Annotated in this window: 23 protein-coding genes and 7 tRNA genes; 2 read left to right on the top strand and 28 right to left on the bottom strand. The window is 57.3% G+C overall.

The features are described 5' to 3' along the window. Nucleotides 1–79 precede the first annotated feature (79 nt). The 5 genes from rplT to OS242_RS12295 all read right to left on the bottom strand — a co-directional run bounded on the left by rplT (nucleotide 80) and on the right by OS242_RS12295 (nucleotide 3,212). A complete protein-coding gene (gene rplT / locus OS242_RS12315) occupies nucleotides 80–439 on the bottom strand; it encodes a 50S ribosomal protein L20 (RefSeq protein ID WP_267151990.1) in 360 nt (119 codons plus the stop codon). A gap of 36 nt (nucleotides 440–475) precedes the next feature. After that, on the bottom strand, nucleotides 476–673 hold the full coding sequence (gene rpmI, locus OS242_RS12310) for a 50S ribosomal protein L35 (RefSeq protein ID WP_267151989.1): 198 nt from the start codon (nucleotides 671–673) through the stop codon (nucleotides 476–478). A gap of 28 nt (nucleotides 674–701) precedes the next feature. Then, the gene (gene infC / locus OS242_RS12305) at nucleotides 702–1,223 is read right to left on the bottom strand and encodes a translation initiation factor IF-3 (protein ID WP_267152010.1); all 522 of its coding nucleotides are present in this window, start codon (nucleotides 1,221–1,223) and stop codon (nucleotides 702–704) included. 378 nt (nucleotides 1,224–1,601) lie between these two features. Then, nucleotides 1,602–2,504, bottom strand: coding sequence for a putative sporulation protein YtxC (ytxC, locus tag OS242_RS12300; protein ID WP_267151988.1), 903 nt, complete (start codon nucleotides 2,502–2,504; stop codon nucleotides 1,602–1,604). Nucleotides 2,505–2,612: 108 nt separating this feature from the next. After that, nucleotides 2,613–3,212, bottom strand: a complete 600-nt coding sequence (locus OS242_RS12295; RefSeq protein WP_267151987.1) for a TetR/AcrR family transcriptional regulator — start codon at nucleotides 3,210–3,212, stop codon at nucleotides 2,613–2,615. A gap of 174 nt (nucleotides 3,213–3,386) precedes the next feature. Between OS242_RS12295 and OS242_RS12290 the strand changes: the two genes are divergently transcribed. Next, nucleotides 3,387–3,836, top strand: coding sequence for an NUDIX hydrolase (locus OS242_RS12290; RefSeq protein WP_267151986.1), 450 nt, complete (start codon nucleotides 3,387–3,389; stop codon nucleotides 3,834–3,836). Here the strand turns inward: OS242_RS12290 and OS242_RS12285 are convergent. Together OS242_RS12285 and OS242_RS12280 are read right to left on the bottom strand one after the other, a co-directional pair. Continuing rightward, complete coding sequence (locus OS242_RS12285) at nucleotides 3,833–4,462, bottom strand: O-methyltransferase (protein ID WP_267151985.1); 630 nt, start codon at nucleotides 4,460–4,462, stop codon at nucleotides 3,833–3,835. The genes OS242_RS12290 and OS242_RS12285 overlap by 4 nt on opposite strands. Before the next feature lie 25 nt (nucleotides 4,463–4,487). After that, on the bottom strand, nucleotides 4,488–5,483 hold the full coding sequence (locus OS242_RS12280) for an aromatic ring-hydroxylating dioxygenase subunit alpha (protein ID WP_267151984.1): 996 nt from the start codon (nucleotides 5,481–5,483) through the stop codon (nucleotides 4,488–4,490). 145 nt (nucleotides 5,484–5,628) lie between these two features. Here OS242_RS12280 and OS242_RS12275 point away from each other — a divergent pair, with 145 nt between their 5' ends. Beyond that, a complete protein-coding gene (locus OS242_RS12275) occupies nucleotides 5,629–6,012 on the top strand; it encodes an RDD family protein (protein WP_267151983.1) in 384 nt (127 codons plus the stop codon). Between the two features lie 4 nt (nucleotides 6,013–6,016). On the opposite strand, the gene OS242_RS12270 is transcribed toward OS242_RS12275, so the two are convergent. The 21 genes from OS242_RS12270 to OS242_RS12170 form a co-directional block, all read right to left on the bottom strand. Then, nucleotides 6,017–6,223: a hypothetical protein gene (locus OS242_RS12270; protein WP_267151982.1), complete on the bottom strand. Its 207-nt coding sequence runs from the start codon at nucleotides 6,221–6,223 to the stop codon at nucleotides 6,017–6,019. Nucleotides 6,224–6,300: 77 nt separating this feature from the next. Next, the gene (locus OS242_RS12265) at nucleotides 6,301–7,275 is read right to left on the bottom strand and encodes a cation diffusion facilitator family transporter (protein WP_267151981.1); all 975 of its coding nucleotides are present in this window, start codon (nucleotides 7,273–7,275) and stop codon (nucleotides 6,301–6,303) included. A 617-nt stretch (nucleotides 7,276–7,892) separates the two neighbouring features. Next, nucleotides 7,893–7,968 (bottom strand) — tRNA-Val (locus OS242_RS12260). A gap of 6 nt (nucleotides 7,969–7,974) precedes the next feature. Beyond that, nucleotides 7,975–8,048: transfer RNA gene (locus tag OS242_RS12255), tRNA-Cys, on the bottom strand. 5 nt (nucleotides 8,049–8,053) lie between these two features. After that, a tRNA-Gly gene (locus OS242_RS12250) sits at nucleotides 8,054–8,128 on the bottom strand. A 31-nt stretch (nucleotides 8,129–8,159) separates the two neighbouring features. Beyond that, nucleotides 8,160–8,235, bottom strand: a tRNA-Phe gene (locus OS242_RS12245). 18 nt (nucleotides 8,236–8,253) lie between these two features. After that, nucleotides 8,254–8,330, bottom strand: a tRNA-Asp gene (locus tag OS242_RS12240). 9 nt (nucleotides 8,331–8,339) lie between these two features. Continuing rightward, a tRNA-Val gene (locus OS242_RS12235) sits at nucleotides 8,340–8,415 on the bottom strand. 8 nt (nucleotides 8,416–8,423) lie between these two features. Beyond that, nucleotides 8,424–8,498: transfer RNA gene (locus OS242_RS12230), tRNA-Ala, on the bottom strand. A gap of 124 nt (nucleotides 8,499–8,622) precedes the next feature. Continuing rightward, nucleotides 8,623–9,018: an adenosylmethionine decarboxylase gene (gene speD, locus OS242_RS12225; RefSeq protein ID WP_267151980.1), complete on the bottom strand. Its 396-nt coding sequence runs from the start codon at nucleotides 9,016–9,018 to the stop codon at nucleotides 8,623–8,625. A gap of 38 nt (nucleotides 9,019–9,056) precedes the next feature. After that, a complete protein-coding gene (locus OS242_RS12220) occupies nucleotides 9,057–9,734 on the bottom strand; it encodes a P-loop NTPase family protein (protein ID WP_267151979.1) in 678 nt (225 codons plus the stop codon). Then, nucleotides 9,731–9,985 (bottom strand): hypothetical protein, encoded by a 255-nt coding sequence (locus tag OS242_RS12215; protein WP_267151978.1) that lies wholly within the window; start codon nucleotides 9,983–9,985, stop codon nucleotides 9,731–9,733. The genes OS242_RS12220 and OS242_RS12215 overlap by 4 nt, the downstream gene beginning before the upstream one ends. A gap of 30 nt (nucleotides 9,986–10,015) precedes the next feature. Next, a complete protein-coding gene (locus tag OS242_RS12210) occupies nucleotides 10,016–11,611 on the bottom strand; it encodes an AAA family ATPase (protein ID WP_267151977.1) in 1,596 nt (531 codons plus the stop codon). Continuing rightward, nucleotides 11,608–12,597: a metallophosphoesterase family protein gene (locus OS242_RS12205; RefSeq protein WP_267151976.1), complete on the bottom strand. Its 990-nt coding sequence runs from the start codon at nucleotides 12,595–12,597 to the stop codon at nucleotides 11,608–11,610. The genes OS242_RS12210 and OS242_RS12205 overlap by 4 nt, the downstream gene beginning before the upstream one ends. 123 nt (nucleotides 12,598–12,720) lie before the next feature. Then, complete coding sequence (locus OS242_RS12200; RefSeq protein WP_267151975.1) at nucleotides 12,721–13,968, bottom strand: MFS transporter; 1,248 nt, start codon at nucleotides 13,966–13,968, stop codon at nucleotides 12,721–12,723. 570 nt (nucleotides 13,969–14,538) lie between these two features. After that, nucleotides 14,539–15,687: a winged helix-turn-helix domain-containing protein gene (locus tag OS242_RS12195; RefSeq protein WP_267151974.1), complete on the bottom strand. Its 1,149-nt coding sequence runs from the start codon at nucleotides 15,685–15,687 to the stop codon at nucleotides 14,539–14,541. Between the two features lie 22 nt (nucleotides 15,688–15,709). Then, nucleotides 15,710–16,585: an MBL fold metallo-hydrolase gene (locus OS242_RS12190; protein WP_267151973.1), complete on the bottom strand. Its 876-nt coding sequence runs from the start codon at nucleotides 16,583–16,585 to the stop codon at nucleotides 15,710–15,712. Between the two features lie 138 nt (nucleotides 16,586–16,723). Next, a complete protein-coding gene (locus tag OS242_RS12185; RefSeq protein ID WP_267151972.1) occupies nucleotides 16,724–17,515 on the bottom strand; it encodes a TIGR00266 family protein in 792 nt (263 codons plus the stop codon). Between the two features lie 119 nt (nucleotides 17,516–17,634). Next, entirely contained in the window at nucleotides 17,635–19,500 is a 1,866-nt protein-coding gene (locus tag OS242_RS12180) for an ATP-binding protein (RefSeq protein WP_267151971.1), read from the bottom strand. Between the two features lie 3 nt (nucleotides 19,501–19,503). Then, nucleotides 19,504–20,562, bottom strand: a complete 1,059-nt coding sequence (locus OS242_RS12175; protein WP_267151970.1) for a DNA double-strand break repair nuclease NurA — start codon at nucleotides 20,560–20,562, stop codon at nucleotides 19,504–19,506. A gap of 7 nt (nucleotides 20,563–20,569) precedes the next feature. Further along, nucleotides 20,570–21,352, bottom strand: a complete 783-nt coding sequence (locus OS242_RS12170) for an enoyl-CoA hydratase/isomerase family protein (RefSeq protein WP_267151969.1) — start codon at nucleotides 21,350–21,352, stop codon at nucleotides 20,570–20,572. Nucleotides 21,353–21,371: the final 19 nt, after the last annotated feature.

Here is a 21,371-nt window from a genome sequence, read left to right as displayed (position 1 = left end):
AAGCCCTTGCGTTCACAACCCCCGACTTCAGACCATGAAAAAAGACTTGCAACACAGGGTTGCAAGTCTTTGGCAGCGATTACGCGTTTTGCTTGCCCTTTGCCAGGGTAGCCAGTTCTGCGAATGCTTTTGCGTCGTTGACAGCGAGGTCAGCCAGCATTTTGCGGTTGACTTCGACGCCAGCGAGTTTCAGGCCGTGGATCAGCTTGCTGTAGGACAGACCGTTGATGCGAGCAGCCGCGTTGATGCGAGCGATCCACAGTTTGCGGAAGTCGCGCTTCTTTTGACGGCGGTCACGGTATGCATACATCAGGGACTTCAGGACTTGCGCGTTCGCAGTCTTGAAGATGCGGTGCTTCGAACCGCGGTAACCACGAGCAAGTTTCAGGATTTTCTTATGGCGACGACGGGTAACGATACCGCCTTTAACTCTCGGCATGGGTAGTACCTCCTAGTTTCTCTATTGCTGTAAATATTACAGGTAGGTGAGCATTTGCTCGATGCGCTTCTGGTCGGACGGGTGAACCATTGCAGCTTTGCGCAGTTTGCGCTTTACTTTTTGGTCCTTGTTTGCGAACAAGTGGCTGGTTTTCGCTTGGGAACGCTTCAGACCGCCGGAACCGGTTCTCTTGAAACGCTTCGCAGCGCCGCTGTGAGTTTTCATCTTCGGCATTGTGTTTACCTCCGTTTGTGAGCGATGATTAGCTTTGTTGTGCTTTCGGCGCGAGAATGACGATCATGCTGCGGCCTTCAAGCTTCGGTGCGCGCTCGACCGATGCGATCTCGGCGCACTCCTGTGCAAGTCGGTTGAGTACTTTCAGACCGAGGTCTTGGTGCGTGATCTCACGGCCGCGGAAGCGGACGGATGCCTTCACCTTGTCACCTTCGCCGAGGAACTTCACCGCGTTGCGCAGCTTGGTTTGGAAATCGTGCTCCTCGATGTTAGGAGTCATGCGAATTTCCTTGAGTTCGATGATCTTTTGGTTCTTGCGGGCCTCTTTTTCCTTTTTCGACTGCTCATACTTGAACTTTCCATAGTCCATGATGCGGCAGACGGGAGGTTTTGCAGTAGGCGCCACGTTGACCAGATCGAGGTTTTTGTCCTCTGCGATCTGCAGTGCTTCACGCAGCGACTTGATACCCAACTGGTCACCGTTCGAATCGATCAACCGCACTTCACGAGCGCGGATCGCTTCATTGATTTGAACATCGTCTTTGCTAATTGCCTGTCACCTCCTGAAGTTTTGGCCATACAAAGAAGTGAAACTAAAAAATGCGGATGTATGGGTATACATCCGCACGATTTATAACAGACGAAAGAACAAAGGTTCGTTCTGAAGTAAATCATTTCACAACCCGGTCGCAGTCGGTTGACGCTCAAAGCGGGTGAGAAGCGGATGCTTCTGCTTCTTAGTGGCATATGAACTTATCTTACTCAAACATCCTATCACAGGATCGACGAAGGTGTCAACCCATTTATCTTGGCAGTCTGTATCGCAGTAAAAAGCGCCCCTGCCCCTGCTCGCGGTGCAAAGGCAAAAGCGCTGGCAACCAGCTCGGTTACTTGTTGTTACAGATTATATCCCTGTATCGGACAAGTGTCAAACTTTTTTGGAGCATTCGTTAAGATTTGGATAGTCGCGCACTTCCTCGGCCGCAGAAAGGCAGATCGGGCAGCCGCGGCACACGTGCGCCCGCTCGGCAAAGATCTTCTTCACCGTGTCGAGCCACGTCGGCGTCTCCTCCGTCTGCAGATGGATGTGCAGTTGCTCGGGAGCCAGCGCGATCAACACGCTCATCAACTCCTCCACCTGCAGCCCCGCCTCCCGTGCGCTCTCCGGAAGTCCCGGCACGGCGTCGGACGCCAGCGGTTGCCCCTCTGCATCGTAGAGCAGGGTCATCGCGTCAGCCAGATGGACGAGGTGGAGCAGCGGCATTTTGGCCTCCTGCGCTTCGAGGAAATAGCGCAGCAGCTTGACGAACTCCTGCTGCTCGACTTCCAGCAGATATTCGTCGATCGCCTGTTCGATCACGCGATGCAGATCATCGTGCAACCCCTGCATCCGAAATCGCAGCAAGCCCTCGACGACGAGGTCGCCGCTGTGCCGGAGCTGCTCGGCGACCTGACGGGCGATGTGCCGGAACCGCAGCGGGCGGCCCTCCTCGTCGCGCAGGTCGGCGAGGATCGTCACCCCCGACTCGGCGAGGTACTCGACCTCGCTCTTTTCGTAATAGTAAAAATCTTCAGCGACGATGCGCTCCAACTCGCGACGTTCCCACACGTCGGTCACGTAGCGGGCGACGCTGTCTGCAAACGCCTCGATCACTGTCTCCGCCGCTTCCGCCGGGCGGACCAATCGATATGTATAGAAAGTATACGATCCGCGGGTCGATTGCTCGCCGACCGTGATGATGCCCTGTTCGCGAAGATGCTCCCGAGCCTGTTCGAGGCACGCGCACAGCTTGTCGGCGTCCCGTTCCGCGCCGATCTTCCATTTGCTCATGAGATCACACTCGCCTTCTCGGACTCCTTGTCTTTCTGCGGTGATATGTCTCAGTGTATGCGCCTGGAACGGCTGTTATACGAACGAGCTGTCGATTTTATAATTTTCTTACGCTTTCAAGAGGCGCAGGATCAGATCGGCGTCCATCTGCACTCCGTCTTCCCCGCGGCCGATCTGCATCAGGATCACCCCTTGCAGGCAGGAGAAATAAGCGGCGGCGAGCCGCTCGGGGTCATCCTGCACCACCAGGCCCGCCGCTTGTCCGGCGACGAGGATCGGCACGAGTTGGGCGAGATTGGCGGGAAATTTGTCCTCGACCTGTTCTTTGGCCTCGGGCGGGACCGACTCGGATGTCAGCGCTTGCACCATGACAAGAAAATAATACCCGGCCTCGCCTTCTGCCGACGCCAGGATCTTCTCTGTCAGCCACACGAGTTTCTCCCACGGGTCGCCCTTCATCCGGGCGGCCACCCGCGAGAGCAACATCGAACTGTCCAGCGCACGCTCGACCAGTTCGGTGAAGATCTCGTCTTTGGAATCAAAGTAGTGATAGACCAGTCCATGACTGAGCCCCGCCGTCTTCGCAATGTCGCTGATCTTGGTCGCAGCCAAGCCGCGTCGGGCAAACACCCGCAGTGCGGCGTTCAGCAATTGCTCCCGCCGTTCATCGCGAATCTGTTGGTTCTGGGCCGCATTTCTCGGTGCCATCCTCCCTCCTCCTCCTTTTACCGTTCGTAATCGTCCTTATCTAGTAAATCACCATTCGCCACCACTCGACCGAATCCCTGCACATCGTCCGCTTCCCTGCTTCATACTCATGGATGTATAAAATCTCATTCGGTGGAGTCATGCTGGTTTGTACACATCTGGAGGTGTATGGGCATGAAGGAAATTTCGGCGGGCGGCATCGTGTTTCGCAAGCGGGATGATCACCTCGACGTGCTGCTGATCCAGGACCGGTACGGACGCACGACCTTGCCGAAAGGGCATTTGGAAGAAGGCGAGACGGTCAAACAAGCGGCGTTGCGCGAGGTCGAAGAAGAGACGGGCGTCAAATCGCAGATCGTCGGCGACCCGCTGGGCGTGATCCACTATCGCTGCCGGGTCCCGGGCAAAGGGCCGGTGATGAAGGAAGTCACGTACTACCTGATGGAAGCGCTCACCGAAGAGACGCGGGCTCAGCTCCAAGAGGTGCGCGACGCGTTTTGGCATCCGCTGGAGCGGCTGCAGGAACTGCATGCGGCATCCGGCTACCACAACAACGAAGTGATCATCGAACGAGCCTTGAAACGGCTCGCAGCCAAACATCAACAAAAACACCAAGGCATCTAGTCGCCTTGGTGTTTTTCTGCGTCTTGGTCTATGGCCGTTTTTTGCAAGGCGGCCAATTTTACCGTGAAGCGGTCGCCGGAACCGATCGGGACAGTGACCGATGCGGCATCCTCAAAACAGTCGACCGTAAATTTGTACGCTTCGATGCCGAGGTACCCTTCGTGAGAGATCATATTGTCCGCGACGATCAAGCCGCCCGGACGAAGCTTCGACCAGAGCTCGCTGAAGTAGAAAATGTATTCATCCTTCATTCCGTCGAGGAAAATAAAATCCCACGGCCCATCCAGTTCATCGACTCTCTCCAGCGCGTTGCCTTCAAGCAACACGATATGCTCCGCCAGACCGGCTTTGGCAAATGTCTCTTTGGCCAGCCCGATCTTGTACTCGCTCATCTCACAGGTGACCACCTTGCCCCCGTTCGCACGGGCTGCGTCGGCGAGAAAGAGCGTCGAATAGCCGCTTGAAGTGCCGATCTCCAAGATGCGCCTCGCCCCGCTGTGGCGCAAGATCAGATTGAACAACAGCCCCGTCTCCTCGCTGATCCGCCACAGTCCCTCTTGCAGGTCCTCCCGTTGCTCCAGCTCTTCCAGTTCCCGCAGCGTCTGCCAGACTTGTTCGTCTCTCATCGTGACCGTCCCTCCGCCTTTCTCATCAGCTCTTGTCTTGCCCGTAATAAGGGTCGGAAGCTTGCTCTCGCTCCAGTTGCTTTTTCAAGAGAAGCCGGTACCGCACTTGCTGTGCATCGGAGCGGACGTGCACCTCCCGCTCCAGATCCAACGGTGAGATGCGCGGGCGCAGCGCCTCGACGACCGGCCGGTCCTGCTCCAGCACCGTGACGTTGTGCTCATAATGAACATCGTCGATCAGTTCGATGTCTTGAAAGAAATTGCGCAACGCGAGCCCGTACAGCACGATCCCGCCGCCTGCCACCGGCGTCATGGTCAGGTAGGTCGCCATCACCTTTTCCTCCATCATGTCGGTGCGCAGGATGATCTGATTGGGGAACTGAAAGGTGATCGTCGAGGCTTTGCGGTCGTCCACATAGCCGCCCGGTGTTTGCAGCAGCGGGTGGAACGGCTTGGCGATGACCACGATCTCCCGCTCGTTCACCTGAAAGGCAGGACCTTCCACACGCGGATCGACATCCCCCGTCGACTCCGGGTGGACGTAGGGCAGATGCGACACGTCGAGGATGCTCTCGATCACCCGCGTCAGATGGGCCTTCCACTCCGCCCGAAAAGGTACCGCCCGCCATGTCGGGTCGGTCAACTCCGGCGGCAGATCGAGCGGCGTGACCCGCTCAGCTTCCCCGATCCACACCCAGACATGGCCCCCCAGTTCTTGCAACGGATACGCGGTCACACGGGCTTTATCCGGGATCTTGGCATCCGGCCCGTTCGACGGGATCAGCCTGCACCGACCGTCGCCGCCAAACTCCCAGCCGTGAAACGGACAGGCGATCCGCTCCCCGTGATGCCGCCCGTCCGACAGCCTTGCCCCCCGGTGCGGACAGTGATCCTGCAAGGCGTGCGCCTGCCCGCGGCCGTCTCGAAACAGCACGATCTCTTCATCCAAGATCGTCACCGCCATCATCTCGTCGTCCTGCAACTCGCGGCTCTCGGCCGCCACATACCATGCATTTCGCATTCTGTCGTCCCTCCGGTGCAGTCACTATCCCACCATATGCGACAAAGATCGTGTTGGTGTGCGTCTGCCGCTCCGCTGGCGTCTAGAGACAAAGCCTCACTTCATAGGATAGAAAGAGTACGTGGAAAAGGGGGATTGTTACGACATGTCAACGAGTTATGCAGGCTTTTGGCTGCGCTTTGGGGCGGTGATCATCGACTGGATCTTGATGGGATTGGTCAACGGTGTACTGCGGGGGATGACCGGCGACGAATTTTTGTATTCGGTGCTGACCTTGCTGACCGGCTGGCTGTACTATGCGCTGATGGAGTCGTCCGCACATCAAGCGACACTCGGCAAAAAAGTGATCGGCATCCGCGTCACTGACCTCGACGGCAACCGCATCGGATTTGGCCGCGCGACCGGGCGGCATTTCGGCAAGATCATCTCCGCGATCCTCCTCTTGATCGGCTACATCATGGCGGCGTTCACGGAGAAAAAGCAAGCTCTGCACGACATCTTGGCCGGGACGCTGGTGGTGAAGCGCTAGTTTGTCAGTACGACTTTTTGAAATAGCGGTCGCTGATCAACTTCGTCAGCACGAGCGTCACCACAAACACGACAGGCAACGAACAAAGGAACAGCACAGCCTGCACCGGCCAGGAAAAGAAACGCTCGACAGCTCTGAAGAACAGATAATCCAATCGAAACAGGACATACAAAATGCTGGAGAAAGTGATCAGTTGCCAAACAGTTCTCATTCGATCCGCACCTCCCTTTATCTGGTAGTACGAAAAAACAGCCGAAGCGTTTCATCCGCTTCGGCTGTTGGTGTGCGTTAGTTTTCTATGTGGACTTCCTCCGCACGCCAGTTGCGGACATCGTTGTCTTCGAGGATGCCGAGGGTGGCGTCCGTGATGTCTTTGTCGGCGGTGAGGGAGCTTTGAATGCGAAACTTGATGTCGTCGGCGTCGGCGAGGGACAGGCCCTTGCGCAGTTCGATATACGCTTCGACGTGGTAGGAACGGCCTTCTTGCAGGATGCGCATCTTGTTGATGTCGACCACTTCCCGGTCGGCAAAGATGATGTTTGCCACGCGGTCCTCGACCGTTTTCGGAGCGGCGACCCCGATCAGGCCGATCATATTTTCATAGCCGAGCTTGAACGCGATGAACAAGAGCAGGCACGCGATCAAGATCGCAGCCACGCCTTCCAGCGCATAGATGCCGGTCATCGGAGCCAATACGACGGCGAGCAGGGCGAGAAACGCACCGAGCGTCGCGACGCAGTCTTCGTAGAAGACCAGTCTCGTCGGCGGGGAGGCCAGTTTGAGATTGCCGAGCGCCTTTTTGACCAGAGAGCCAGGGGCTTTTTGTTGGTCCGATTCTTTGACGATCTCCTTCATCGCTTTAACGAGGATCAGCCCATCGATGACGATGGAGGCAAAGAGCAGACCTGCGTTGAGCCAGATATCGCTGGAGACTTTCGGGTGCTGAATGATCTCCCAGCCTTTTTCAATCGTCTCCACCGCCATGATCGTGACGACGATCACCGCCACCATCACGAACATGTTGATCACCCGGCCAAACCCGGACGGAAAACGCGGCGTCGGTTTTTTCTCCGCCAGCACGCTGCCGGCAAAGACAAAGCCTTGATTGACCGTATCCGCCACCGAGTGCATCGCGGACGCGTACATCGCACTGCTCCCGCTGACCGCAGCGGCCGCTCCTTTGGCGACGGCCAAGACCAGATTGCCCGATGCTGCCATCAGTGAAGACGTGTTGCCCTTTTTCAACGATTCCCATATGCCCATTGTGTTTGTGGGACCCTCCTCTGTTTCGTACAAAGAAGATATACGAACGAGTTTTGATTAGGTTGCACGAAGAGGGGAAAGAAAATGAGGACGAAAAAAGAGCATTCTCCGGAATAGAGCTGCTCTGGAACTTTTGCCTAGTAGGGTGCAATCTCTAGGAAAACCGGTTCCTCACCCTCTTTGTATGTATAAGTTATTATATAAATTTCATCTTCAGAGATCAAATTCCAAATGCTACGATCTTCTATAAACAGCCTGATTTCCTTTTTTTGCTCCTCTTACGGGTTATAGCCTAGAATCCAAAGTTTATAGTTTTCCTGCCCTTTGTCAATAATTTTGAATTGAGATGTTGTCGAATATTGCATGGTGTCAGGAGTTAGCCATAATGCCAAGCAGACAGACACTCCTACTATTACCCAAACCCATTTCCACGAAATCTGCATGAAGCAATCACCCTTTATCATTTGGTTAGTCCGAGCGTGCCTTCAGAATTTCTCATTCACTCATTTCAAATAACCTCCCCGCAATTCCTTCTTATACAATAAATATCGACTTATGAAGAAAAAATACGGCCTACGCACAAAAAAACACCCCTTCGTCGAAGGGGTGCTACTGTTTGGTGCTATCAACAGGACTCGAACCTGTGACCCCCACCATGTCAAGGTGGTGCTCTACCAACTGAGCTATGACAGCATGTTATGGAGGAGGTACCCGGATTTGAACCGGGGGTCAAGGATTTGCAGTCCCATGCCTTACCACTTGGCTATACCTCCAGATATGGAGCGGAAGACGGGATTCGAACCCGCGACCCTCGCCTTGGCAAGGCGATGCTCTACCCCTGAGCCACTTCCGCATCGGGTGATGCTGCTTTATTCAAAAGTAAATGGTGGCTCGGGACGGAATCGAACCGCCGACACGAGGATTTTCAGTCCTCTGCTCTACCAACTGAGCTACCGAGCCGTGTATTGTGTTTTAAAATGGCGGAGCTGACGGGATTCGAACCCGCGGTCTCCCGCGTGACAGGCGGGCATGTTAGGCCACTACACCACAGCTCCAAGTAAAGATGGTGGAGGTTGACGGGATCGAACCGCCGACCCTCTGCTTGTAAGGCAGATGCTCTCCCAGCTGAGCTAAACCTCCGAGATGGTTGGTGGAGGATAGGGGACTTGAACCCCTGACCCCTGCGCTGCCAGCGCAGTGCTCTACCACTGAGCTAATCCCCCGAGAGTGTCTCTCGTGTGTGCCGTGTTCCCCGGCGACAGAATTTATTATATGACGGATGCGCAGAAAACGCAACCCCTTTTTCGCAAAAAAAGAGAACTCCAAATCAAGGAGTTCTCCGCTGCCCTATTTCGCTGCTTCCACCAGTTCCACTTTCAGATCTTTCGCGTTCATGTTGCCTTGGCCGCGCGGCACAAAGACGGTCTCTTTGCGCTTGGTGCGCAGGCCTTTGGCGATGTAATCGGCGGCGACGGCCGGGTCGATCCGGTCGCCGCAGGTATAGACGTCCACGCTCGCATACCCGTGCTCAGGGAAGCTGTGGATCGTCAAATGCGACTCCGAGATGATCACCACGCCGCTGACGCCCAGCGGTGTGAATTTGTGAAACACGACCTCGCGAACCTCGGCTCCCGATTCGAGAGCCGCGTTGACCATGATCCGTTCGACTGCCGCTTCATCGTTGAGCAGGTCGGAATCACATTCCCACAGCTCGGCGATGACGTGTCTGCCCATCGTGTCCATGCGCCAACCCCCTTTTCCGGAGAAGTATGCGTGAAAGTCTAGGCTTGTTCGATCGCCTGAAAGACTCGTACATAGCTTTTCCCCGAACGCATCTCGACGATGTAGGAAGTATCCCCCGTGTTCGCCAGATGCTGGTTGTGCGTGACCATGATGATCTGCCGACCGAACGCGGTCGAGAGCTGTTTCAAAAACTCGGCGACCTGGCGCGAGTACTCGTCCGACACGTGTTTGGCCGGCTCGTCGAGGATGATCGGGCCGTCAAGCTTCGGTTTGTTGGCGTGCAGCAAAGCAGCCCGCAACGCCAGCGAGATCACGTCGACGACCCCGCCGCCGCGCGCGTCCTGCGGGCGCGTCTCGACCGGGATCTCGCCGCCGTACGACGACACGACGAGAAACTCTCCCTCGGCGCGTCCCCGCACTTCGTCGATGGTGACGCGAAACTCCATGTCGCGGTCACCGAAAATAAACTGCAAGGCGTTGGTGACCATCGTCTCGATCTGACGGCGCGCCTGCTCGCGGGCAAAGACGGCCGACTCTTGGAGCAGAATTTTTACCTGCTGGAGTTTGTCGATGTCGTGCCGCTTTTCTTCGAGGCGATCTTCCACCGTCTTTTTCTTGCGCAGGACGGCGTCCTGCTCCCCGCGACGGCGGTTGTAATGATCGCGCAGAGAAGCGACCGCGAGATCGATGCGGGAGAAATCGGTTCCGTTCGTCATTGCTTGTTGATCAGATCCCACGGGATCAGGGAATCGACTTCATCGGCCAGAGCGGCGATCTCTTGCTCCAGTTTGTCGATCTCCAGTTCCAGCGAGTCCGGGTCGACTTGCTCGGCGCGGATCTGTTCGAGGATTTCTTCTTGCTGTTTGAGCAGGGAGTCTTTTTTCAGTTCGGCTTTGTAGCGCATGTCTTTCGCTTTGGCGAGGCCTTCTTTGAGTACGGACAGTTTGTTTTCCATTGCGGTGCTCATCAGGGGTCGTACCTCCTTTATATCTGCTGCCTAAAAGCTGCGGAATTCTTCCAGCAGGCGTTCGGTCGTGTGTTCGTCGATCGGTGTAAAGCAGACCGGACAGGAAGCCGATTGCTTCAGTTCACGACTGTATTCGTCGATCAGCTGGGTGAGTTCCATCGCGTTGGTGTGCAGGTAGACGTCCGCTTTTTTCAAGCGGTCGGTGACGTCGAACAGGCCGTTTTGCATTTGCATCAGACGCTGTTGACGGTCGGTCAGGAATTGCAGGCGAGCGAGCGAGTCTTCGGCCCGTGCCGTCCGTTCGAGCTGTGTCATGATCTGTCCCAGGCGGGAGAGGAGTCGTTCGACGTCTTGCTTTTTGTTGTGCAGATCACGCAGGGCGTTGGCTTTGGCGCGTTTTTGGGCGAGGATGTCGAGGCTCTGCTCCGCCGCTGCGACCGGCTCGGTCCGGGCGAGGATGCGGTCGATTTTGGTGAGCATGCCGCCGGTGTCGCTGCGTTTGGCGGCGAGGGCTGTCAGCGTGGACAGGCGGTGTTTCGACCGTTCGAGTCGCGTGACGCGGCTCGCGGCGTCATCAAGGCCGTTTGTTTGGTGCAGGATGCGATCCACGTTTTGCAGGACGGCGTTCGTCTGCTGTCGCTGATCGGCGAGGGTGCGCAGGCGGCGGAACCGCGCGACTTTGGCCTCGCCCGTGTGCAGGCGGTCCCCTGCGCGGTCAAGCTCGCCGGTGGCCGCAAGGATGCGGTCGGTCTGCTCGATCCCGTCGGCGACGCGGGCCAGTTTCTGAGCGGCTTGGCGCAGACGCAGGGTCTTGGTTTGCAAAGTGACGGCGCGCTCCGCTTGCAGGGAGGCGCGGTCGAGGTGTTCGGTGCGCGAGAGGATCTCGTCGGTAAGGGCGAGATCGGCGCGGGTGGCTTTGTATTTTTGATGCAGGGTTTGCAACTTCTCGCGTCGGGCGTGAAGCGCTTTGAGTTCGGCTTGCTTCATCTCGACGAGGAGGAGGATGTTTTCCAGATACGGCAGGTCGGAAAATTGTTCGAGCTCCTCTTCAACTTCGGCGAGCTGTTCGCGGTATTGTTTTTCCTCCTGCGTGAGGCGGGTCAGGTCGCGATGGGTGTCCCGCGAGGCGGCGTCGATGATGTGAACGCCGTTGAGACGGCCGATGGCTTTGGCTTTGATCGAGCCGGGTTCTGCGAGCAAGAAGGCCGGTTCGAGCTGGGTGCCAAGGTGGAGGACGGTCTCGGTGTCTTCGTCAAGCATGACTTTTGCGACGCCGGTGACGTCGATGACTTCCTGCGGGACGGAGTTGCCAAATCCTTCGTAGATCTGCTCTTCGCCCTCAGTGTTGACGACGATGTAGCGGTTTTTCGAAGGGGTGCGTTCGCGGGTGACGCGTGCGCCGTCGGCGAGCTCGATGGAGACGCGGACGTTGTTGTGGCCGACGCGCATGAAGTCGGAGCCGCGCGGCTCGTTGAAGAGGAGCCAGCGCAGGGCTCGGATGACGGCCGATTTGCCGGAGTCGGACGGGCCGACGATGACGTTCAACCCGTCGTCGAACGCCATCTCGGTCAGTTCATGGGATTGGAAATGTTCGATGCGCAGGTTGCGGATCGTTTTGGTGCTCATCGTTCACCCTCCCCTTTGGACAGGCGTTCTTGAGCGGCTGCGATGCGGGACATCGCTTCTTCGCGGACGAAGGTCGGCAGTCCTTCGCGGCCGGCGATCTCGTCGATGATGGCGCCGATGTCGATGACTTTGTAGTCGCCGGCTGCTTTGATGCCTTGGACAAACTCGGCGAGGCGTTGTTGCATGAAGGCGGCCTCTTCGTTTTTGGAGCGGTCGAGGACTTCTTCGCCGGGTGGGGCGGATTTGAGTTTGACTTTTTTGATTTTCAGTTCGCCGCCGGTCATGTCGAGGATCAGCACTTGCGGGGTGCGGCCTGCGTCTGCCGGGTGGTTGGAGAGGCGGGTGAGACCGCCCGGGTTGTAGAAGATCTTGCCGTCGTGTTTGACTTCCGGCCAGCCGATGTGGTTGTGGCCGCAGAGGGTCAGGTGCGCCTTGGTGTCGAGGATCTGGTCGACGCGGGTGTGGGCGACGCCTTCGATAAACGCTTTGTCCATCAGCATGCCGTGGACGAGGTGGATGCCGATGTCCCCTTCGACGTGGTCGATGACGTAGTCGAGTCGGGGGTCGCGTCGGTCGAGATCGTAATGATAGTGCTGGCCCGAGATTTGGACTTGCACGTCGTTGTGTTTGAGGAGGAGCGGTTGGCCCGGGTGGATCAGTTTGACGATGCCCAGACGGTCAAGGAAACCGAGGACGGTTCTGGGCAGGGTGTCGGGGTTGTGGCCGAATATGTCATGGTTGCCTGCGATCCCGTAGATCGGGACGCCTGCTTCGCTCATGATCGAGACAAAATCGCCGGATACGGCGAGGCTTGGCGACGGAATGTCAAAAAAATCCCCGCCATGCAGGATCGCTTGCACACCTTCACGTTGCGCGATCTCGTTCACTTCCCTCATTTTATTTTTGAGGGTGGTGACAAAATCGTCGGTGCGGTTCTGCGGCGAACTGGCGCGGATATGAGTATCCGTTAGATATAATAGTTTCATAGGAGGAGATCCTCCTTTCTCTGATCAAAATCTCGTTTTCCTAAAGGGAACGTCTTCAACAAAGATACCATTTTTCCTGCAAGATATGGGGGATTGAATAATAACAGGAGAGCCACCATCCTCCTATTGGGGAAGATGGTGGCTCTTTTGGGCGTTGTTCCGACTCCAGATCTTGGCTTGAAACAGCACGCCGATCAGGCCGACGACTGCCACGGCGCAGCCATTAACAAAAAAGGCTGACGAGGCTCCCCACTCTTGAACTTGCCACCCCCCGATGAGCGGGACGGTGACGAGCACCACCGAGGAGATCGAGTTTTGGATGCCGTTGACGCGCCCGATGGTCTCTTTGGGCGGCTCTTTTTGAAATAAATAGGTCCCGGTGACGATCCACATTCCGTTTCCGAGGCCGACCAGCCAAGAGAATGCGAGAAGCCAGCCCACCGCAGCTCCCGGCTCCAACAGCCCGTTCCCCGCAAAGCCGATCCCGATCAGCAGATATCCGCCACCGAACAGCCATCCATAGGAACGAAGTTCTTTCTGCCGTTTCAGCAGGGTGATGCTGATGACCGACCCGACGCCGGAGGTCGCGATGCACCAGCCGAACAACTGTGTGTTCCCCGGATACAGGTCGCGCAGGAGCACGGTGGTCTGAAAATCGATCAACACCACTGCGATCATCCCAAAGAACCCGAAGATCGTGGTCGACAGCAGCACGCGATTGCCCAACACCACCTGCCAGCCTTCGCGCCATTCCTCGCGAAACGAACGTTTGACCGCCTCTTCACTCGCACTCGCGGTATCCCCTTCGATCCGCCCGGTTGAGATCAAGATCAGGGCGGAGATAAGAAAACTCACCGCATTCACCAGCAGGCACGCCTGAGGCGACAGCCAGACCAGCAGGGCCCCGCCGATCAACGGTCCTCCGATCTTGGCGATCTGGTTGACCAGCCCGTTCCACGACGCGGCCTGCAGCAACTGCTCCTCTGCGACGACCCGCCGCGTCAGCGACTGCTGGGCCGGCACGTTGAACACGCCCGCCAACGACCGCAGGAGCAACAACGGAAAGATCAGATACGGTGTCTCTGCAACATACAGCCCGACAGTCAGCCCGCAAGACAGTAGATCGGCTGTGATCATCAAGGTCCGTCTCGGCACCCGGTCCGCGATCACTCCCGCCGCCTGCCCGAACAAGATCCCCGGCAATGCGTACATAATGGGCGTCAGCCCAATCCATACGGGATCGACTTTCCAAATCAGACCCAGCAACGTGGCGATGGCGATGATATCGAACCAATCCCCAAACGTGGACAGCGAATACGCCGCAAACATCCGCCGAAACACTCGATTCCCCCAAATGCTCCCTTGTGCCATAAAAAAATCCCCTTTCCAATGACCATCTAAGGATCATCATAAAGAGGAAATGTCAGAGCAATATCAGAGCAATAAGGGCAATAGGAGCAATATCAGGGAGCAATATCAGGGAGCATATCAGTGAGCATGTCAGTGGCGCAAGCCATCCCAATCCTTTCGCCCTTGCGTCGACCACTCGGGCGAGAGCGGGGTGGGGAGGTTCCAATCGAGTGAGATAGGAGCGTAAGCGACTTCGCGAACGAGATGGAACCTCCCCGCCCCCCGCCGACGGAGGTACCCAACATGGTCAGCCTCCATCATCACTAAAAACCAGCTCTCGCAATCCAGGTGCCAAGGCCCGGCAGATGATACTTGTTGGCTCGCGAAGTCGCTTTCGCTCCTATCTCGCCTCCAAGCATCATCTGCCGTGCCTTCTCCCTTTCCAACAGCCCACCCTTGCAGATCAAAAGCACCTGCCCGGTGACCTGGCACCGGACCGCTCAGACGATACTTGTCGGCTCGCGAAGTCGCTTGCGCCCCTATCTCGCCTCCAAGCATCGTCTGCCGGTCCTGTCGTTCGTCCCGCACTCGTCAAGGAGATAGGTTTTGGTGGAGCAGCCGGTAGACCGCCGGTTCAAGGGTTTTGTATCTGTATCGGTCAGCGAGGGCCGCTTCGCGCTTTCGATAGCGTGCGAGCAGGTCGGGGGCTTGGATTTTGGTGGTGAGGTAGTGGGTGACGTAGCGAAGGGATCTCAAGGTTATCGGGACAAATCGGGATCGCTCCAGAACCTCAAATCCCTCTTCGATCCATCGCTCCCCTTCCCTCCTTTGACCCCGATACAGCAACCAGATCCCTTTGGTGATGTAAAAGTTCCCCGTCTCCCGCAGATACGGATGCATCTCCAACAAAGCTTCCGACTCGCGCAGTTTGGCCTCCGCCATCTCGTCATCCCCCGCAGAGAGATAGACTTTGACCTCGGTGATCGCCACCGGCGTCAGGAAAGGCTCCATGTCGTATTTTTTGACGGTCTCATGCGTGATGGCCAGCCGTTCCACAGCTTTGGTCGCTCGCCCCGTCCAGAGATAGAGATCCAAGACATTGAGGATCTCCAACTCCCGATGCTCCGGCTCGGGCAGTTTTTTTGCCGCGATCGCCCGTTCATAAAAATCAAGGGCTTGCTCCAGATCCTCTGTCACCTGACAGTACACATGCAACAACGCATACGCCCGCTCCCAAAAGGGAAGGTCCGATTCCACCAATCGCCCAAACTCCCCCGCGATCATATGCAGGTAGTTGGTGAAAAACGGCACTTCTTCGATCCCGATCATTTTCTGCTGCTCCAACAGCATGCGTATGGCGTCTCCTTGCCCCACTTGCTGATATTTGGTCAACACGCGCTGGATCTGTTCCATGAACTCAGGATCACCGAGCAAAGGATTTGCCATCTGCTCTGCCGCTTTGACTGTCAAACGATATCCGATGCCCCGCACGGTCTCAAGGGTCATCAGGTGCCCCCAGACACTCAGTTTTTTGCGGAGCCGATAAACATGGTCGTCAACGGTCCGATCGGTCGGGGCTTCCAAGGCCCACACTTGATTCAGGAGTTGTTCGCGGGAGAAGGCTCGGTTTTTGTTTTCGTAGAGACAGCGAAACAAGGCGTATTCTTTGGGCAAGAGGGCGATGACTTCACCACCGCGCTCCACCTTGTATTCGTCATCTCGAAACTGGATGCTGACCATCTCCCGTACCCCCGTTTTTCCGTTAGTTGTTGCTTTTCATTATAGCAACAAGTTCGGTCAAACGACGATGCATGTCGGCTTCGTCGAGGAGTTTTTGACCCCCGTGACCCGGCAAGAGCCACGCAAAACGATGCTGGGTCAGTTTGGCGATGGATTCTTTTTGGACGTCGAAGGAGTACCAGCAGAATTCTTTGTAGTATTTGAAAGTGTCGCGCTCCGAGTCCCACGCAAGGTGGTCACCGCTGAAGAGGAAGCGATTTTTGTAGAGCAAGGAGACGTGCCCTTTGGTGTGGCCAGGGGTGAACAGGATCTGAAAATCAGGGTGCCACTGGATGTCCTCTCGCCCTTGGAGGATATGCTCCGCATCAGGCTGGGCGTGCTTTTCGTACTCGTGGATGATGCGCTTGGCCCCAAAGTGCGCCGCATAACGCTCCGCATCACCGATGTCATCCTGATGGGTCAAGAGGATGGTGGAGATGCCGCCGAGGGCTTCGTATTTTTTGACGAGTGACGGCAGCCAGCGCGGTGCATCGATCATCCAGTTCCCATCGGGGTGCTGGATGAAATAAGAGCTGGCTCCGTAGGCATGGCGGGAGGTGAAGCCGTTGTAGTAGACTCCTCCTTCGAGGTGCAAAGGGAAGTCGGATGCGGCGTTTTGAATGGTCGCTTTAAGATCCGGGTTGTTACACCGAATGGCCGCTGTCGGACAGGCCAACAAGGCATACACAGATCTTTGGACCTCGTCCGAGGTCTGCGGCTGATGCCGCACGGCGGAGTATTTGCCGGTCTCGGTGTACACATCCGGTGCCAGCATCCGGCACGTGCCGCAGTCGATGCAAGCTGTGGTGACGTAGAAATCCCCCGTCACATTTTCTGCCACGCGTTGAGGGGTGGTCATGGGTAGTTGCCTCCTTTGTGTCTTTACACACTTATTATATGACTATGTTTAGAAATGGTGTCTATGCCTATTGTAAAAGAAAACGTCTTGCAGAAATGTGATCTGCAAGACGTTTTTGGGTTTATTTGAAAATGAAATTTAATCTTCGAAGAAGTCGCCGATGGCGCCGAGGATGGAGCCTTCGCCTTTGCTGCGGCCTCCCGCTTGCGGGGCCGCTGCAAAGACGCGGGACGCGAGACGGGAGAACGGCAGAGACTGCACCCAGACTTTGCCCGGTCCGCGCAAGGTGGCGAAGAAGAGGCCCTCGCCGCCGAAGAGGGCGGTTTTGACGCCGCCGACAAATTCGATGTTGTAGTCAACGTTATGGGTGAAGGCGACGAGACAACCCGTGTCGATGCGGAGCACTTCGCCCGGCTGCAACTCGCGCTCGTAGATGGTGCCGCCCGCGTGGATGAAGCCGAGGCCGTCCCCTTCGAGCTTCTGCATAATGAAGCCCTCGCCGCCAAAGAAGCCCGCACCCAGTTTGCGCTGGAATTCGATGCCGACAGATACGCCTTTTGCCGCGCAGAGGAAGGCGTCTTTTTGGCAGATGACTTTGCCGCCCATCGCCGAGAGATCGATCGGGATGATCTTGCCCGGGTACGGAGAGGCAAAGGAGACGTGCTTTTTGCCCGGCACGGTGTTGGTAAAGACGGTCATGAAGAGGGATTCGCCGGTCAGGAGGCGCTTGCCGGCCCCGAACAGTTTGCCCATCAGTCCTTTGCCGCCGCCGTCGGCTCCGTCGCCAAAGATGGTCTCCATTTGGATGCCATCCTCCATCATCATCAGGGCTCCCGCTTCGGCGATGACGCTTTCTTGCGGGTCGAGTTCGATCTCGACAAATTGCATGTCGTCACCGTGGATTTTATAGTCGATTTCGTGCGCGTTCATGGTTTGAAATCTCCCTTCGTATGGCGTATCTCCGTTCAGTGTGGTCGTTTGTAGAGAGGAGATACACAGACAGTTATTTCCTTATTATATCTGATTTACGAATGGGAGGGTGATAGGTTTCAAACTTTCTTATATCTTGACCCAAACGGGGTGTCTTCCCGGACGAGTTTGCCCTGATCGGCAAAGTCGTCGAGGGCGTGCTCCAACTCGTCGTAGGTGACCGGGCGGCCGACTTTGCGGCCGATTTCGGTGAGGTAGGCGTTCAGGTTGAACGCATCGATGGGCAATTGCCCCTCCAGTGCCTCCCAGAGTTTGCTGTCTTGTTCGGCGAACGCTTCTTCGAGTTCTTCGAACGGGTTTTTGAAGTGCGGCGAGGTGGTTTTGGAGACTCGTATCCGCACGGATGTGGTGCGACCGGTGATGGCCGAGGAGATGAAGGCGGTGCCGGACGACAGGTACGGCAGGCGGTTCGCCTCTTCGGGCGTGATGTCGGTCTCTTCTTTGATGACGGCAATGTCGACGGAGCGCACGGTGCGAAAGACCATTTTGGTCGAGAGCTGGGCCGTGATGGTGTCGTCGAGCAAGGCCGGTCTTTGGGTGGCAAAGACGAGGAAGACGCCGTATTTACGGCCTTCTTGGGCGATTTCTTTGAGAACGCCTTTGGCCGGGGCCGGGATGTCGCCTTTGGGCGCAAAGTTGTGCGCCTCGTCGGTGATGATGACAAACGGCGGAAACGCCTCTTCGATGGGACGACCTTTTTGGATGGAATCCCGGTATTCGCGGCGCTTGCGATAGAGTTTGCGGACGACGTAGAAGGCGAAGACGTTCAAGAAGTACATGGAGCCGCGGATGACGACGAGCTGGCGTTTCATGAACGCTTCTTCGACCAATTTGGTGCCCGCGTTGGTAAAGACACCTTCCATCTCAAGGCGGTACATGCGCCGCATGACGGAGCGCAAGGTGCCGGAGAAGCCGCCGACTTTGTCTTTGTATTCTTTGAGCAGTTTGGAGAGGGTGTGGACGCGTTCTCGCTCGTCGACCGGCAGCATGGCGAGGTCACGGGCTTGTTCGCGGATCTCCGCTTCGTTGTCGAGCGCTTCGGCCAGGTTGGCCATGCGGGTGGAGTAGGACAGGTAGCTGTCCCCTTTTTTGTGCATGGATTTGATGGCTGTCTCCATCGCGTCGGTGATGGAGCCGGACGACGCCCGAAGCAGCGAGACGATATCGTCGGCTGTCAGGTCGACAAAGTCGATCCCGATGTCTGTGCCCGCGACGAGGAGGACGAATTTTTTCTTGTAGGACTCGCGGTAGTGGTCGGGCAGGCCGGGAAATTCGTTGTCGAACGTCATCTCGAAATGGGGATCGAAGACGACGGCCGGGACGCGCTGTTTCATGATTTCTTCTAATAGAACACGCGTGCCGAACGATTTGCCGGAGCCGGAGCCGCCGAAGATGCCGATGTGCGGATATTGATCCATCGAGCGGTAGTCAAAGACGAACGGGACGCCGTCTTGACGCTGGACGCCGTCTTCTTTGTCGAAGAGCAACGCGACGTCCTGAAGATCGGGCGGCATGCCTTCCGCGACTTCGCGGGTGCCTTGGATGACGCCAAGGGTCAGGCCGTCCTTGGGACGGCGTTTGATGAGGAGGCTCTCGACTTCGGAAAACTGCGGCACACGCACGCGCGATCCGACGCGGACGGGGGTGGCGAGCTCTTCGAGCAGGCGCAGTTTGGCGAGGTGGATCTCTTCGTCTTCGATGTCAAACCCCACTTGGCGCAGTCCCCGCAGGACGCTGTCGTCGACGAGGTTGTGCTGCTCGGAGGCGAGCGGGATGTAGCGGTTGAAGGTGCGGGTCTCGACGACTTCCGCTTTCGGGTCGCGGTGGCCGCTGTCTTCGATGATCAAGATCTCGTTGATGGAAAAGGGGCGGGTGCGTGAGGCCACCCACGCTTCGAGCTGAGTGGTTTGGCCGACGATCTGCATGTGTTAGAAGTCCCTCCGTTCCCGTTGCGGTCGTAAAAAGGTCTCGATGTGCGCGAGGTCAAGGTTGCTGCGCACGATCAGGTCGATCTGTTTTTTGGTGAGGCGCGCTTCGGCGTCGACGAGGTCGAGCCAGAGCGGGATGCCCCGCGATTTGTGCGGGGTGATGGTGTAGAGAAAATCGATGATGTCGTCCGCGTGCTCAGCCTGCGAGCGCAGGAAGTCGCACGCCCCCGCCTGCGGTTGGTCGGCGAGGCGAGTGAAGACGGTGTAGAAGTCGTTTTTGATCGGATTTTCCAGACTGGTCTTCAGCCACTCGCCTTCGTCGAGGGTGCCAAAGAGGATCTCCCGGTCGTGACCGCGGATGAAGCCTTCGAGCAGGTGCTCTTCCGGCAGCAACCGTGATTTTAAGCGATAGGAGCCGACTTCTTCGATAACGCCGACGAGGATGGTGCCTTTGAGCTCGGCGAGGTCGGCGAGCTCGTCCCATTTTTCGCCGCCCTTGCCCTTCAGCCGGGAAAATCCGCCGTCCATCATCACGAGGTACGGGTCGAAGCGGCGGATGGCGTCCATCGCGACGTCGATCTCCATCTCGACCATGCGCTGTTCGATCAGCATCCCGTAGGCGGTGGACTCGGCGAGGTCGCGTTCCAACTCGCGATCCTCCTGCGGGGCGACGCGCAGTTCTTCGCGCTTTTCTTCCATGAAGCGGCGAACGGCGCGGTGGTCGTCGCCGATCAGCGGCGAGAACAAGGAGACGATCTCGACGTCGCTTTCGTTGTGTTTGTCACGCTGCGTGGATTTGGCGAGCGCTTTGAACAGTTGGATGGTGTAGGGATAGTTGCCGCCAAATTGGTTGACGGAGCCGTCGACGCCGACGAGGGACCGCCCTTGAAACAGGCGCTGTGTCGCCGTCTCGTCCAAGCGGCGGGCTTTGCGAAACTCACCGACGTACGTTTCCAGCCCGGCGCGCAGTTTGCTCCGAGGCACGAGTTCTTGGCGTCGCGTGTCGAGAGTGCGGTTGAGTCCTTGCAGTTGTTCGGCGAGGGTGAACAGGCCGCTCATGGGCGTCTCACTCCTTCCGGGCTTTGCGCGAGAGGAACGAGGAGACGGCCGCGTCGTGCTCCGGGGTACCCCAGAGCTGGGCGCAGAGGCGACTTTCCCGCTCCATCGCATCGGTGACGGGCAGGCTCTCTTGTTCGCGCAGCAGGCGCAGAAGGCTCTGCACGGCCTTCGGGGAGTTGGCGGTCAGCGGTTTGGCGTACATGCGGGCGTAGTGCAGGATCTCGTCCTGCGGGCAGACGATATCAAAGAATCCGAGCTCCATCGCGGCGCGGGCGTCGATGATGTCGCCGCGCAGGATCAGGGCCAGCGCTTTTTGGCGACCGACGATCTTTGAGAGCAGCACGCCGCCGCCCCAGCCGGGCGCGATGCCGAGTTTGACTTGGATAAATCCGACGGTGGCGGTGTCCGCTCCGACGCGGAAGTGGCAGGCGGACGCGACTTCCCCGCCGCCGCCGCGAGCCGCACCGTTGACAGCGGCGATGACCGGTTTGGGGAACAGGTGGATCGTCTCGAGGACGCGGCGCATCTGCGACATTTTTTCGTAGACGCGCTCTTCGTCGGTGAGGTCGGCGTGAAATTCTTTGAGGTCGCCGCCGGAAACAAACACGCGGTCGCCGGTGCCGGTCAGGATGACAGCGCGCACATCGTCATCCTGACGCGCCTGTTCGAGAGCGGCTGCCAGTCCTTCCATCACGGCTGTGGAGATGGCGTTGCTCGCTTCCGGGCGATCGATGCGCAGGACGGCCAGGTGCTCGTCGGCGATTTTTTCATATTTGACCACATCATTCATGGATGAAATTCTCCTTTTG

It is taken from the genome of Tumebacillus lacus, from assembly GCF_026410385.1.
Taxonomy (GTDB): domain Bacteria; phylum Bacillota; class Bacilli; order Tumebacillales; family Tumebacillaceae; genus Tumebacillus; species Tumebacillus lacus.
This window is presented reverse-complemented; position numbering and strand designations above follow the sequence as displayed.